The organism is Aquisphaera insulae, from assembly GCF_011064615.1.
GTDB classification, from domain to species: Bacteria; Planctomycetota; Planctomycetia; order Isosphaerales; family Isosphaeraceae; genus Aquisphaera; species Aquisphaera insulae.
This window is the reverse complement of the sequence record NZ_JAALJH010000011.1, coordinates 121052-135947: the sequence shown is the minus strand read 5'-3', so window position 1 is coordinate 135947 and position 14896 is coordinate 121052. Positions and strand designations below refer to the sequence as shown.

Below are 14896 nucleotides of genomic sequence, written 5' to 3'. Positions count from 1 at the left end.
CGAGGCTGCTGCCATGTAGACTAGGAAGGAAAGACGCCCCACCTCGACCTGACCGGCTGATGGAGTACCCAGCGTGTACCTGCGTGAGTTCACCATCCAGGACGTCAAGTGTTTCGAGCACGTGCGCATCCCCTTCCCTCATGATGGCGATGACTTCAGCGGTTGGGTTGTGCTCCTGGGCGGCAATGGGATGGGGAAGAGCACGCTCCTCCAGGCGATGGGGATTTCCCTCGTCGGTCCTGTTGCTGGTCAGCGCCTCTTGATCAGCCCCGATGGTTGGGTCAGAAGGAACTCCGATTTCGCGAGATTCTCGGCCTCGATCGTGAAGGGTGGCCATGATACGGCGACCGGCCAGCCTCGCAAGAGACCCTACGCGACTGAGTTCTTCGTGACCGGGCGTCACGAGGTTTTGATTGCCGGCGAGCTATACGACCAACCACAACTCGTTCATCCGGTCGACGAAAAGGCGCGCAAAGGACTGATGGGAGGTCCGTACGCGACTCGGAAATCAGGCTGGTTTTCCTGCGGCTATGGTCCTTTCCGGCGCCTGCTCGGGGGTGCCAGTGAGGAATCACGGCTGATGTTCTCCGTCGGCCGCGAATCCCGTTTCGTCACCTTGTTCCGTGAGGCAGCAGCCCTCACTCAATGCACGGAATGGCTGCCCAATCTCTACAGCCGTTCCATCGACGTGCATCATCCCGACAGGGAGCGAGCGGAGGTCGCCCTCAAGGCCGCACGGCAGGTCATCGATCGCCTTCTCCCGGGCCAACTCCGCATCAGCAAGATTGATAGCGAGCGGGTCTACTTCCGGAGCGGCGGCGGGGCGGAAGTCGCCGTCCTGGATCTGAGCGACGGATACCGCAGCTTCCTTGCCCTGGTGATTGATGTCCTCCGACATCTGGAAGCTGCCACCGAGGACATGTGGGCGATCGTTGAGTTTGAAGGCGACGAACCTCGAATCACCGCCGAGGGCGTGATCCTGATCGACGAGGTTGATGCACACTTGCATCCGTTCTGGCAGCGAGAGATCGGCTTTCGGCTCCGCCACACGTTCCCGAAGATGCAATTCATCGTCACCAGCCACAGCCCATTCGTCGCCCAGGCGGCGACGGACGACGGCCTGATCGTGATGAGGCCGACCGGGAAAGACGGAGCCGTCGAGGCTCATCGTCCCGAGGTCTCGGTCAAGGGCTGGCGAGTCGATCAGATCCTTACGAGCCCGCTCTTTGGCCTGGATGCCACCCGCGATGAGGAAACAGAGTCCTTAATCCGCGAGCATGCCGGTCTCATCGCCCGGCGATCCTGGACCCAGTTGTCTCAGGTCGAGAAGAGACGCTTGACGAAACTGGAATCCAACCTCGCCAATCGGCTGACCGCGCCCGGTGAAACCGTGGACGAACGGGATCGGCAAGCGCAGATGGCACAGTATGTCGAGAAGACACTCCAGAAGCTCGGAACGAAGGAATGATCCGCCTCCGCCGCCCCGCCGACATCGCGGTCCTCAACGCCTCGACTCGCGCCTACCTCGACCGAAAATCGACCGCCGCGTCAGCCTTTCCTCCACACGACCCAGGGATCACCACCGCCTGGGCGGCATTTCTCGCCACGGCGGCTCGTCGGGACGTTGAACAGGCATTAAACGCCGTCACTCACGGCAAGTGCGCCTATTGTGAGAACATCGCCGCAAAGGACATCGAGCACTTCCACCCCAAGTCGATTTATCCCAATCGCATGTTCGCCTGGAATAACTTCCTCCGCGGCTGCAAGAACTGCAATAACGTCAAACAGAGCCAATTCCCGCTCGACGGAGTTGGGGGACGGCTTCTGATCGATCCGTGCGAAGATGAGCCGCTGGAGTACTTTACCTGGGACATGATGACTGGTGCGGCAGGACTCACACCAGATCCATCTCGAAACCCGCGGGCCATGGCAACTCACGAGCTGTTCTCGCTGGATCAGGAACCCCTGCGGGAGGAGCGACGCAACAAGGCACTGGACGTCCTCTATCTGCTGGCAAGGGTCGTGGAAGAAAGCCCCGTCCGCAAGCAAACGCAGGACCGGCTCCGCGACCATCTCAGCCCGAACCGACCTTGGCTCGGGATTATCCGGCAGCTCTTCAAGCAACCGCCTCCGGAGTTCAAACTCCTCGTCGAGGCCGCGACGACCAAACTGCCGGATATCCTGAACTGGTCGGGCGAGTGGCTCTAGGACCCCGCCATCCACCTCCCTCTTCACTCCGGCCTGATGATGATGTGATCGATCCCCATCAGGTATCCCTGGGAGCTCGGGTTGTTGCCCACGGCCTGGAAGCGGAGGACGTGCCGGCCGGCGGCCAGGTCCTTCGCGGCGAGGGTGAGCGGCTCAGTGGTGGTGATCTCACGGGAGAAGGTGTCCACCTCCGGCCCGATCGGCGCCCCGTCCAGGGACGCCTGGATTCGGGCGTAGTCCCACGATTTCGTGTATTTCACGACGACCTGGTAACGGCCGGCGCGGGGGACGTCCAGGCCCACCTCGGCCCAGCCGCCCTTGCTCCACGGCCGCACCCAGATCTGATGCGAATCCGAGAAGGCGGGGCCCAGATCCTGGATGAGGTAATCGGCATCGTGGGCCCCCAGCACCTGGGCCAGGACGCCATCGGCCGAGCCCGGGCCGAGGATCTTCGGCTCCCAGCGGAAGTAATCGAGCTCGATGTCGTGGCCGCTCGATCGTTCGTTGCGACCGACGACGCGGATCTCCACGTCCTTCTCGCCCGCCGGGATCGAGCCCAGCGGCAGGACCGAAGGGCCGGGCCGGTGCTCCGGGGCATACAGATCGAACTCCGGCCCGATCGGCCGGCCGGCGACGAACGCCCGGACGATCGCCCCGCCGGGCCCCAGGATCGGGCGAACGCCCAGCACGTAAGGCGGCGGGGCCTCCTTGACCGGCGTCAGCACGAATCCCTCGCCGATTTGGTTCGCATGGAATTCGAGCACGCGGCCGGAGCTGACGCCGACTTGCGGCTCGCCGGGCCTGGGCGGGGCCGCGCCGCCGGCCGCTCGCGCGATCGTCATGTCCTCGGCCTCGATCGCCCCGGCGGTCTTCTCCGCCGGCTGGAGGCGAAGGCAGTCCAGCACCGCATGGCCGGACGTCACGGCCACCAGGGCCGCCGCGTCCTCGCCCTTCTTCAGGACAAGGCCGCCGAGCTCGAGCACCCGGGTCTCCGGCCTCGCCTTGATGGGAAGCGTCCGGCCGCCGACTTCCAGCGAAAGCTCGGCAAGCCCGGCCTCTGGCGCCGTGTAGAGCTGCGGGAAATAGACGCCGTCGGACGGGACCGTCAGCGTCAGCTCGGCGAGCTTCTGACCGGCCGCGACCGTACCCAGGTCGACGGCCCGCTCGCGGTCGAATTCATAGGGTCGTTTCGCGTCGGTGACGATCGTCGCCCGGCCGGCCCGCATCGCGCCGTCGAGCAGATCCTCGGCCTGGCGGGCGAAGGTCACCCCCAGGCCGTAGGTGCGGACGTTGTCGGCGTTCAGGTCCGGGAAGACGTTCGGGTTGTACTCCATCGATCGGGGTTTCGCCGCGGGATCGTCGCCGCCGGTGTATTTCACGCCCTTCAGCGTTTCGTTGGGTGGCGTCCGCTCGGCCTGATACCAGAAGGCCGTCGAGCTGTAGTCGTACTGGCCGCGCGGCTCGCCGCCGTTGGGGCCGTAGTTCTCGATCGTCATCCGCATCCGCGTCGCGAACGGGACGAAATCCATGAAGTGCCATCGATAATTGCACGTCCGATGGACCTTGAACGACGAGGCGCCGAAGCTCGGCCCCGAGAGGTAGCGGATGCCCCAGGCGTCGCCGAAGTAGTCCTCGGAGCCGGTGCCGATCCAGGGCGGGAAGTCGTCGTCGTCGACCCAGACCTTCTCGTCCCCCTCGCCCCACCAGCCGCCGAGCGGATGGTCGATGGGCATCGCCACGCCGACGAAGTGCCCGCGGCCGGCCGTCTCCAGGAACGGATAATCGAACGTCATCGAGTCGGGCTCGTGCCGCCAGCGGGCGAAGAAGTACGCCATGTCCGCCGGCTGGCTTTCCTGGGGCGCCCATTCAATCTCGTAATCGATGGCCGCCGGCTCCTCCAGGAAGCTCGTGAGCGAGAGCCGGGCCGACTGGCGGAAGGGCATGGGAAAGAACTGGTAGGCGCGGCCCTGCTGGCAGCCGGCGACCACGGAGCCGTACTCGGCGGCCTCCCAGTCGAAGCCGAAGAAGGGCCCCAGCGGCGTGAGGACCTGCGGCCGGCTCGCGCCGTCCCACGCGCCCCGGAGGACGACCTTGCGCCAGGCGTACCGCTGGCGGGAATTCAGCTTCACGCGGATCGCGCGGATCGACCCGGCCGCGTGCAGGTCGCAGAGGTCCACCGACCGGCCGGGCTCGATCGTCACCGTCCTCGCGATCGAGGCCTGGCCGCTCAACCTCGGCTTGGGATCGCGGCCGGGAGCGGACCACGCCCGGACGGCCCGATCGAGGGCCGCCTGCTCGTCGGCCGCGAGCGGCAGGTGGAAGCTGGCGACGGATCGACCCTTGGGGTAGAGCAGGTAATTGAACTGATAATACTGCGAGTGCTTCTTGTCGGCCGTGATCTTGAGGTGCTTAGCGAACGGGATCGGCAGGTAGCAATCGGAGGCCGACTGCGCCCGGTCGCGGCGATAGACGAGCGGCCTGACGAACGGGGGCGTCTTGCCGTCGAAGAGGTCGGGGAAGTCCCACTCGTACGAGGGCGAGGTCGCGCCGTCGAGGTAGATCCGGATCTTGCCGATCGGATTCGCCGACCAGATGCGATAGACGACGCCGGGGCCGTCGACGTCCATCATCACGGCCTCGCCGTCGGGCTCGATCCGGAGATACTGGCTGGCGTCGCCGTTGGCACCCCAGCGTTCCCGGGAACCGCGGTCCCAGCTCGAGGAGAGGCCGGCCTTGCAGCCCTCCTGCAACCGGGCGAGACGATCCAGGTCCGTCAACTGGTGGAGGACGGCCGAGTAGGACAGGGGAACCTCCGCCTGGGCGAGCACGCCGCGGGACGTGATGAGCAGGGCCGCCGCGGGCAGCAGCGCCCTGGCGATGGCCCGGAGTAACCGATGGCGGCGGAGAGTTTCGGAGTTCATCATGGTCCTCGGAGGCTCGGCGTGGCGGGTATGTCGGGCGGGAGCCGCAGGACGCACCCATGAGGAGGGGCGGATGTCTCCCGCCCGCTGCTGGTAGATATACCGCGACTCGACGCCGGGAAACAGGATCCACCTCATCCAGGATCGTCCGCGCCGGGAGCGGTGGTCTCGGGATGTTCCCTCGGAGTTTCACACGATGGAACGACGCACGCCGAAGTACGCCGCGGCCCTCCCCGGCCGGGATCTCGCGATCGCGGCCATCGCCGCCACGGCGATCGCGATCCACCTGATCCTCCGGTTCGTCGTCCCATTGCCGGGTACAATCCATGGCGTGCCGGCGGCGGAGATCCCCCTGCTGGTGGCTCTCGCGAGCGGCATTCCCCTGATCGTCGACCTGGCGGCGGGGCTGGTCCGGCTCCGATTCAGCTCGGACCTGCTCGCGGGCATCTCCATCCTCACGTCGGTGATCCTCGGGGAATACCTGGCGGGGACGATCGTGGTGCTGATGCTCTCCGGCGGGCAGGCCCTGGAGGCGTTTGCCGTCCGCCGCGCCTCGTTCGCGCTCGACGCCCTGGCGGGCCGGATGCCGGCGATGGCGCATCGCCGGCGAGACGGGCACGTCGAGGACATCCCGCTCGCCGAGGTCGCTGTCGGCGACGCCCTGGTCGTCTTCCCGCACGAGACCTGCCCCGTGGACGGCGTGGTGGTCGAGGGGCGGAGCACGATGGACGAGTCTTACCTCACGGGCGAGCCCTACCTCCTGCCCAAGGCCGTGGGCTCCCCGGCACTCTCCGGCGCCGTCAACGGCGAAGGGGCGCTGACGATCCGGGCGGAGAAGTCCGCGGTCGATTCGAGGTACGCTCGGATCATGCAGGTCATGCGCGAGTCGGAGCAGCACCGGCCCCGGCTCCGACGGCTCGGGGACAGGCTCGGCGCCGTCTACACGCCGCTGGCCATCGCGATCGCGATCCTCGCCTGGCGGCTCAGCGGCGATCCCTCGCGGTTCCTCGGCGTCCTCGTGATCGCCACCCCGTGCCCGCTCCTGATCGCCATCCCGGTCGCCATCATCGGCTCGATCTCGCTGGCGGCCCGGCGCGGGATCGTGATCAAGGACCCGGCCGCGCTGGAGCAGATCGACACCTGCCGCGTGGCCATCTTCGACAAGACGGGGACGCTCACCTACGGCCGGCCCAGGCTCGCGGAGATCCTCCCCGCCCCCGGGTTCGCGGCCGACGAGGTCCTCGCCGCTGTCGCCGGCCTGGAGCGCTATTCGCGGCACCCGCTGGCCTCCGCGGTGGTCCGCGAGGCGGACGCTCGCGGGCTCCCGCTCGAGGAGGCCGATGAGGTCGGCGAACGGCCGGGCGAGGGGCTGCGGGGACGCGTCGGCGGGCGGGTGATCCTGGTGACCAGCCGGGCGAAGATGGCCGCCCTCTCGCCGGAGGCGGTCGACGCGCTCCCGCCCCCGGCGGGGGGCCTGGAGTGCGTGGCCCTGGTCGATGGCCGGTACGCGTCGACCTTCCGCTTCCGGGACGAGCCGCGTGCCGACGGCAGATCGTTCGTCGGTCACCTCGGCCCGCGGCACGGCTTCGAGCGCGTCCTGCTGGTCTCCGGCGATCGGGAGAGCGAGGTCCGATACCTGGCCGAGAAGGTGGGCATCCGCGAGGTCCATGCCGGGCAGAGCCCGGAGCAGAAGCTCGCCCTCGTCCGCGCGGAGACCCTGCGGGCCCGCACCGTCTTCCTGGGCGACGGCATCAACGACGCGCCGGCCTTGACGGCGGCGACGGTGGGGATCGCCTTCGGGCAGGCGACGGACGTGACCGCCGAGGCCGCCGACGCGGTCATCATGGAGAGCTCGCTGGAGAGCGTGGACGAGTTGCTGCACATCGGCCGGCGGATGCGGAGCGTCGCGCTGCTGAGTGCCGCGGGGGGCATGGCCCTGAGCGTCGTCGGCATGCTGGCCGCCGCCGCGGGGCTGCTGACGCCGGTGGCCGGCGCGATCGCCCAGGAACTCATCGACGTCCTCGCGGTGCTCAACGCCCTCCGCGCCGCGGTCCCCCCGCGTCGGCTCTCGGACTTCGCGGCGACGCCGCCCCGCCGTGACGGCCCCGTCGCATAGGACTTCACCGCTCGGACTCGATCTCCCGGGCGACGTTCTGGAAGTGGTTGCCCTCGGAGCGGAGGCCCGTGGCTCCCTCGCCGCGGAGGATGCCGACTCCCTTGGCTTGTCCCTCGCCGGACGCCCCGATCGTGTTCCCCTTGAAGACCAGGTCGCGGTGAGCCCCCCGGATCCGGACGCTCGCCGCCGGGCCCTGCGCCGAGGATCGGCCGTTGTCCAGGATGCGGTTCCCCTCGAACACGTTCCGGTGCGCCCCCATCGCCTCCGCCTCGTTGCGGAAGAGGACGCCGGGGCCGTCGTTGCCCACGATCGCGTTCGCCCGGAACAGGTTGTCGGTGTCCTTGTGGCCGATCGAAATTCCGGCCCCGCCGTTGCCGCGGAGATCGTTCCCCTCGAAGACGCCGTGCTTGACGCGCCAGCAGACGAACAGGCCGTCGCTCCCATTGCCGATCGACCGGTTGTTCCGCACGACCGGGTCCTGCGACCCGCTGCCGGGATGGATCCCCAGGTTCGCGTTCCGCTCCGCCGTGCAGCCCTCGACGGTGATCCCCCTCGAAACCTGGAAGCTGATGCCGTCGCCGTTGTAGCCTCGGACGATGCAGTCGCGGATGGCGACGTCCCGGCATTCGAAGAGGTAGATCCCCCCGCCGCGACAGCCGTCGAGCTTGCCGCGATGCTCGCGATTCCCCTCGATGGTCAGCCCCTCGACCGATGCCCCCTGGATTCCCCAGCCGCCGACGATCGGGAACGAGAGCCGGGCCGTGGCCTTCTTCGCGACCATGTAGTCGAGGTAGAGCGGCGTCGAGATCGCGAACGTCCCGTCGTCCAGCCGGGCCGTCAGGGTCGCGGTCGTGACCGTGAACCCGGAGCCGAACTCCTCGTCCTGGACCGAGACCCCGTCTCCGACTCGGAATGCCGAGGGGTCGCGCAGGCTCACCTGACGCTCGTTGCAGTCGCCGTCGCAGGCCAGCGGCGACTCGGCGCCGTCGCAGGCCGCCAGGACCGACGCCCCGGGGGTGCCGACGACCCGCACGCCGTCGCGCAGCCGCAGCGCATTGCGCATCGTGTAGCGGCCCGGCCCGATCCGGACGGTCCCGCCGCCGAGATCGGCGACGTGATCCACGGCCGCCTGGATCGCCCGGTTGTCGTCCCCGCGGATGTCGCCCTCGGCGATCCCGACGCGAACCTCGGCCTTCTGGGGCCCGGCGACGGCCCGCCCGGTCGCCATGGCCAGCAGCGCCGCGCACATCGCCCCCACCGATCGCATCCGACATCGCCCGAGCATGGCACGCCTCCGGTCCGATCCCGACGAATCTCCGCCAACGTCCGCGGACAGAGATCGTACTCGCGTCCGCCCCCTCGACGCCACGCGGTCGTTCGCCGCCGAGGCTGGGTTGAATCCCCGGTCATCCCGGCCGATAATGCTCGGAGAATGCCGACGAGCCGGGCCGGTCCGTCGGCGGCCGCCCTCCGATCCGGGCCGCGCGACGATCCGCGGCGACGCTCGGCCTCACTCTCGCCCGGATCCTCCTTCCGCACTCACCACAGGTTGCAGCAAATCATGGCACGTCGTCGGGTTGGACTCTGGCTCGTGGGCGCCTACGGCGGTGTGGCCACGACGATCACCCTGGGCCTGGCGGCGATGGCCCGAGGGCTGGCCGGCCGCACCGGGCTGGTGACCGAGCTCCCGGAACTCCGGGGGCTGCCGCTGCCGGAGCCGGGGGACTTCCTCGTCGGCGGGCACGACATCCGCCGGACGACCTTCGCGGCCTCCGCCGCCGAATTCCGCGACAACTCGGGCGTCTTCGAGCCGTCCTGGCTGGAGGCCTGCCGCGACGACCTGGCCGCCGCCTCCGCCCGGGTCCGCCCGGCGCCCCGGATCGGGCTCAGCCGGGCCGTCTCCCGGCTGGCCGACTGGCCCGATGCCCCCGAGTGCCGCACCGCGCGCGAGGCCGTCGACCTGATCGCCGCCGACCTCGCCGCCTTCGAGAAGGCCGAGGCGCTCGACCACCTGATCGTCCTCAACGTCGCCAGCACCGAGCCCCCCTTCCCCATCGACGCGACCCACCAGGAGTGGAGGGCCCTGAGGCCCCGCCTCGAGGACCCGAACACGGCGGCCCTGCCGTCGAGCTCCCTGTATGCCCTGGCCGCCATCGAGGCCGGCCACACCTACATCAACTTCACGCCCAGCCTGGGGGCCTCGCTGCCGGCCCTGCATGAGCGCGCGGCCTCGACCGGCTCCCTCCTGGCCGGCAAGGACGGCAAGACGGGCGAGACCCTCATGAAGACGGTCCTGGCCCCGATGTTCGCCCACCGCAACCTGCGGGTGCAGAGCTGGGTCGGCCACAACATCTTCGGCAACCGCGACGGCGTCGTGCTGGACGACCCGATCAGCAAGTCCTCCAAGGTGGAGACCAAGGACCGGGTCGTCGCCCAGATCCTCGGCTACAAGCCGAGCTCGCTGGTCACCATCGAATACATCCCCGACATGGGGGACTGGAAGACCGCCTGGGACCACATCCACTTCCAGGGCTTCCTCGGCACCAAGATGACGCTCCAGTTCACCTGGCAGGGGTGCGACAGCCTCCTGGCCGCCCCCCTGGCGATCGACCTCGCCCGGCTCGCCGACGTCGAGAAGGGCCGCGGGGCCCGCGGGCCGATGCCCCACCTGGCCTGCTTCTTCAAGAGCCCCGAAGGCGTTGAGGAGAACGACTTCTTCAAGCAGTTCGACGCCCTCCTCGCGCATTACCGCGACAGCGAGGCATCGTGATGCGAATCGCCTTCAGCAGCAACGCCTACCTGAGGCACACCTTCGACGAGGCGGCGGAGCGGATCGCCGCCATCGGCTACGAGGGCCTCGAGCTCCTGGCCGACGTCCCCCATGCCTGGCCGGCCGGCCTGCTCGAGGTCCAGAAGCGGGGCATCCGCGACGCGATGGAGCGGACCGGGCTCGCGTTCTCGAACGTGAATTGCTTCATGATGAACGCCGTGGCCGACCCGCGCCAGCCCTACTGGTATCCGTCGTTCATCGACGCCGACCGGAACTATCGCCAGATCCGGATCGACCACACGCGGCGGTCGCTCACGCTCTGCGCCGAGCTCGGCGCGCCCCACGTCACCACGGAGCCGGGCGGCCCGCTCGAGGAGGGCCGGTCGCGGCAGGCGGCCATCGACCTGTTCGTCGAGATCCTCAAGCCCCTGGCCGAGCACGCCGAGAAGAGCGGCGTCCTCCTGCTGATCGAGCCCGAGCCGGGCCTCCTGCTGGAGACCTCCGACCAGTACGAGGAGGTCGCGGACCGGGTGGATGCCCCCTCCCTGGGCCTGAACTTCGACGTCGGCCACGCCTACTGCGTGAGCGAGGACATCCCCGCCGCCATCGCCCGGCTTGCCGGCCAGATCCGCCACTATCACTTCGAGGACATCGCCGCCACCCGGGTGCATCACCACCTGGTCCCCGGCACCGGCGCGATCGACTTCGCCGAGGTGGTCTCCGCGATCAAGAAAACCGGCTATGACGGCTGGCTGACGGTCGAGCTCTACCCGTTCCAGGACGACCCCGACGCCGCCGCGAGGCGGGCCCTCGAGGTCCTCAGGCCCCTCGTCACCCCGGCGGCCGGGGGCTGACGTGGCCGCGAACATGCCACCTTCATCGCCATTGATGGCGGATCGACGCGCCCCCCGGGCCTGGCTCCAGCTCGTCCGCCTGCCGAACGTGCTGACGGCGGCGGCGGACAGCCTGGCCGGCTGGCTGCTCGCAGGCGGCTCGCTCGGAGAGCCCCGGCGCTGGGGGCCGCTCGTCGCCGCGTCCATGGTCCTGTACGCGGCCGGCATGGCGCTGAATGACGCCTTCGATCTCGAGGTCGATCGCCGCGAGCGGCCGTCGCGGCCGATCCCTTCCGGCCGCGTCCCCTTGAAGGCGGCCTTCACGGTCGGCTTCGCGGGGCTCCTGCTGGGCCCGCTGCTGGCCTGGTCGAGCGGATCGACGGCCGCTCCGGCCGTGGCGGCCGGGCTGGCCCTGGCGATCCTCGCCTACGACGCGGGAGGCAAGAAGACGCCGCTCGGCCCCCTGATCATGGGGAGCTGCCGGGCCCTCAACCTCCTGCTGGGGCTCTCCTCCGCCCCCTCGATCGGATGGCCCGCCTGGCTCGCCGTCAGCATGTACGGCCTGTTCGTCGCCGGGATCACGTGGACGAGCCGATCGGAGACGGAATCCGGCCGGACCCGAAACCTCCTCGGCGGCCTCGCGGTCCAGGATATCGCCCTCCTGGGCCTGGTGGTCGCCGCTTCGCAGGCGGGCCGCTTCGCGGGCGTGAAGGCTGGGTTCCCGCTGATCCCGGTGGAAGCCCTGCTCGTCCTGACGCTGGTCGGACTCGCCATCAACACATCGGCCGCGCGGGCGATCCGCGAACCGATCCCGGCCCGGATCCAGGAGACGGTGAAGGCGGGCATCTTCTCCCTCGTCTGGATCGACGCCGCGCTCGTCGCGGCCGTCCGGGACGTGCCCCATGCGGCGGCGGTCGCGGGGATCTGGCTTGCGGCCTACCTGATCGGCCGGACGATCTATTCCACCTGAGCGACCGGTAGACTCGCCATGCGACTCGGCTACAACACCAACGGGCTGCCCCACCACCGCCTCGCCGATGCCATCGACCTGCTGGCCGACGAGGGCTTCGAGAGCGTGGCCATCACCCTCGACGCCGCCGCGCTGGATCCCTACCAGGATCCCGGCGTGCTGGCCCGCGAGGTGGCCGCGACCCGCGCCCTGCTGGATCGCCGCGGGCTCGCCCGGGTGGTGGAGACCGGGGCCCGCTACCTGCTCAACCCCCGCCTCAAGCACGACCCGACGCTCATGGACCCGGACCCGGCCCGCCGAGAGATCCGGGCGGACTTCCTCCGAAGGTCGATCGACATCGCCCGGGCGCTCGACGCCGAATGCGTCTCGATCTGGTCCGGCCGGCTCCCCGACTCGATCGGCGAGGAGGCCGCATTCGACCGCCTGGCTGGTGCCCTCCGGCCCGTGCTTGACCACGCCGAAACGACCGGCATCCCCCTGGCCTTCGAACCCGAGCCGGGGATGTTCATCGACACGATGGGGCGATTCGCCCGGCTCGACGAACGGATCGGCCATCCCCTGTTCGGCCTGACGATGGACCTGGGCCACGTCCATTGCCTCGAGGAAGGCCCCGTCTCCGTCCACGTCCGGCGCTGGGTGTCGCGAATTCTCAACATCCACATCGAGGACATGGCCCGGGGGGTCCACGAGCACCTGATGTTCGGCGAGGGGACCATGGACTTCGCGGCGATCTTCGAGGCCCTCCACGAGGCGGATTACGGCCGGGGCGTCCATGTCGAGCTGAGCCGCCACGGCCACGCGGCCGTCGACGCCGTCCGCAGGTCCGCATCATTCCTCGAAGCCTTGCACGCTCCTCCCGGTCGGGATCGTCCCGGTTCTGGTGACACACCTTGACACCTGGGGGGAGGGCGCATTTATTTTTGAGGTGTCCGGTGCGGGGCGGCGCAATCCCCCCTCGACGGAAGATCAATCCCAAAAGCACGCGGCCGGCCGACAAAACCCTCTACCCTCTTGCTAGCCGGCTTCGATCCATGCTAGACTACGGAGTCAGCTTAGAGCATGGTCTTCTGGCCGTATTCACCTTGCTATCTTGAATCGACGGGACCCGTTCCCCCCGCCATCACCGCGGGGCCATCCTCCTGGTTCAGGTCCTGTCCCCTCCCTCGCTCCGACCGATGGTCTATCAACTTTTGTTTTCGAGACTCCACCGGTTGATTCGATTCGTCTTGTAATCCATGGCTTTGTATATCGCTCCCCGGTCCTGTGGCGGCGGGTTTGATATACGAGATGGGACAGATGTGAGTCGTGCTGCAATGCACCGCGAGCTTCGAATCGGCCGACTGGTTCTCGGGAAGGGATTGACCCCGGCGGTCAAGACCATGAGTTGGAGCGTGCACCGGGCTCTCCCTCGGACTTCGTTCTTTTCCTCCTTTATTCACGTCAGGGGCAATCGCGTCCTGGAAAGGTCTCAGACATGAGCAAACCTCGTATTGCATCGTCGCATCGCGGTTTCACGCTGATCGAGTTGCTGGTGGTGATCGCGATCATCGCCGTCCTCATCGCCCTCCTCCTTCCCGCCGTCCAGTCGGCCCGTGAAGCGGCCCGTCGCGCCCAGTGCGTCAACAACCTGAAGCAGATCGCGCTGGCCTGCCACAACTATGAGAGTTCGCAGGGCTGCTTCCCGATGGGCAACCGGTACATGGATGACACCTCCTATGTCGGAACGGCTTGCGCCGGCTGGTTCGGCCACTCTGCGTTCGGCCTGATCCTGCCTTTCCTGGAAAGCGGCGCCCAGTACAACGCCATCAACTTCAACTTTGTCGCCAATAGCGGCCGCAACACGACGGGCTATTTCACGCTCGTCAGCGGCTACTTGTGCCCCTCCGACATCCCCGCCCCGGTCTACACCACGCCGTGGGCGCAGTGCTCCTACGGCATGAGTCGCGGCACCCAGGAGAACATCTACGAGAACTGGGCCGCGGCCTCCTTCCCGGACCCCAATGCCGAGCAGCCCAAGAAGTGCAACGCCGCCCTGGGCAACGGCATGTTCGGCGCCGAGAACTCGGTCAAGGTCCAGGGCGTGACCGACGGCACCAGCAACACCACGCTCTTCGGCGAGGCCTCCCGGTGGATCGATGATCCCTCGAAGGGGACGAACTGGTATCACTTCACGGCGGTCTTCGGCACCACCAACATCGGTGGCTACTACACCGGCGACATCCGCGTTGAGACCGGTGCCTTCACCTATCCCGACATCAACGCCCCGCCGGACCGCACGGGCCAGTACATCAACGCCGTCTTCTGCGGCTGCGGGACCAAGAATTGCATCCCCTCCGACTGGCTCGATCCGACGTGCCTCCCGGCCGTCCGCAAGCTCGGCCAGTTCGCCTTCCGCAGCCTCCATCCCGGTGGCGTCAATTTCGCCTTCGCCGACGGGTCGGTGAAGTTCGTCAAGAGCTCCATCAATACTCAGACCCTGATGGCCCTCGGCACACGCTCCGGCGGCGAGGTGGTTAGCGCCGACTCCTATTGATCCATCGAGGTGCATCCTTCGGGCCGATCCGGCCGACAAATTCGTCGGCCGGATCGGCCTTTCCAAACCACTCGATTACCCCTCGATATCTCTTTTTCGGTGAATCATCCTATGCGACTTCGGACGTTCCCCTTGCTCGGTCTTGCCCTCGTGACTGCCCTCGAGATTGGCTGTTCCGACTCCAGCACCCCCGGCCCTGTCACGATCGATAGCTCCAAGGGTGGCACCCCCGCGTCGGCTCGAACGACGACCAACTCCGCGGGCAAAAAGGTCAAAGATCCCAGCTCCTTCAAGGGGCCTGAAGGCGTCGTCCAGTAATCGATCGACGCAGACAGCCTGAGGAACCACCCGTCCGCCAGTGCGAGGCCCTTCCTCAACACGACGAACGCCGGTCGATGATAATCGACTGCCTCCCTCATCCACCACGTTCAGGCGACCGGGACTCTCCGTTGCCTGAACGTGTCCCTTCCACTCGACCACGAGGGTTTGTCACGCCGATCCCAGGTCTGGCCAATCGATCGCAGGAACATCTCCTGCATCGCCAG

10 protein-coding genes are annotated in these 14896 nt (G+C 68.0%); 8 read left to right on the top strand and 2 right to left on the bottom strand.

The features are described from left to right. Positions 1-73: 73 nt before the first annotated feature. Positions 74-1468 carry an AAA family ATPase gene (locus tag G6O54_RS09320; RefSeq protein ID WP_165223696.1) on the top strand — a complete coding sequence of 465 codons (1395 nt, stop codon included), beginning with the start codon at positions 74-76 and terminating at the stop codon, positions 1466-1468. Further along, complete coding sequence (locus G6O54_RS09315; protein ID WP_165223693.1) at positions 1465-2208, top strand: retron system putative HNH endonuclease; 744 nt, start codon at positions 1465-1467, stop codon at positions 2206-2208. The genes G6O54_RS09320 and G6O54_RS09315 overlap by 4 nt, the downstream gene beginning before the upstream one ends. 23 nt (positions 2209-2231) lie before the next feature. On the opposite strand, the gene G6O54_RS09310 is transcribed toward G6O54_RS09315, so the two are convergent. Beyond that, on the bottom strand, positions 2232-5129 hold the full coding sequence (locus G6O54_RS09310; RefSeq protein WP_165223690.1) for a DUF2961 domain-containing protein: 2898 nt from the start codon (positions 5127-5129) through the stop codon (positions 2232-2234). A gap of 196 nt (positions 5130-5325) precedes the next feature. Between G6O54_RS09310 and G6O54_RS09305 the strand changes: the two genes are divergently transcribed. Next, a complete protein-coding gene (locus tag G6O54_RS09305; protein WP_165223687.1) occupies positions 5326-7245 on the top strand; it encodes a heavy metal translocating P-type ATPase in 1920 nt (639 codons plus the stop codon). A gap of 4 nt (positions 7246-7249) precedes the next feature. Here G6O54_RS09305 and G6O54_RS09300 read toward each other — a convergent pair whose 3' ends face one another. Next, complete coding sequence (locus G6O54_RS09300; RefSeq protein WP_165223684.1) at positions 7250-8530, bottom strand: right-handed parallel beta-helix repeat-containing protein; 1281 nt, start codon at positions 8528-8530, stop codon at positions 7250-7252. 276 nt (positions 8531-8806) lie between these two features. On the opposite strand from G6O54_RS09300, the gene G6O54_RS09295 reads away from it, so the two are divergent. The 5 genes from G6O54_RS09295 (at position 8807) to G6O54_RS09275 (ending at position 14351) form a co-directional block, all read left to right on the top strand. Then, a complete protein-coding gene (locus G6O54_RS09295; RefSeq protein ID WP_165223681.1) occupies positions 8807-10015 on the top strand; it encodes an inositol-3-phosphate synthase in 1209 nt (402 codons plus the stop codon). Continuing rightward, entirely contained in the window at positions 10015-10869 is an 855-nt protein-coding gene (locus G6O54_RS09290; RefSeq protein ID WP_165223678.1) for a sugar phosphate isomerase/epimerase family protein, read from the top strand. Before G6O54_RS09295 ends, G6O54_RS09290 begins: the two co-directional genes overlap by 1 nt. A 13-nt stretch (positions 10870-10882) precedes the next feature. Beyond that, entirely contained in the window at positions 10883-11818 is a 936-nt protein-coding gene (locus G6O54_RS09285; protein ID WP_250846788.1) for a UbiA family prenyltransferase, read from the top strand. An 18-nt stretch (positions 11819-11836) separates the two neighbouring features. Then, on the top strand, positions 11837-12712 hold the full coding sequence (locus tag G6O54_RS09280; RefSeq protein WP_165223675.1) for a sugar phosphate isomerase/epimerase family protein: 876 nt from the start codon (positions 11837-11839) through the stop codon (positions 12710-12712). 580 nt (positions 12713-13292) lie between these two features. After that, positions 13293-14351: a DUF1559 domain-containing protein gene (locus tag G6O54_RS09275; protein ID WP_165223672.1), complete on the top strand. Its 1059-nt coding sequence runs from the start codon at positions 13293-13295 to the stop codon at positions 14349-14351. The last annotated feature ends 545 nt before the right edge of the window (positions 14352-14896 follow it).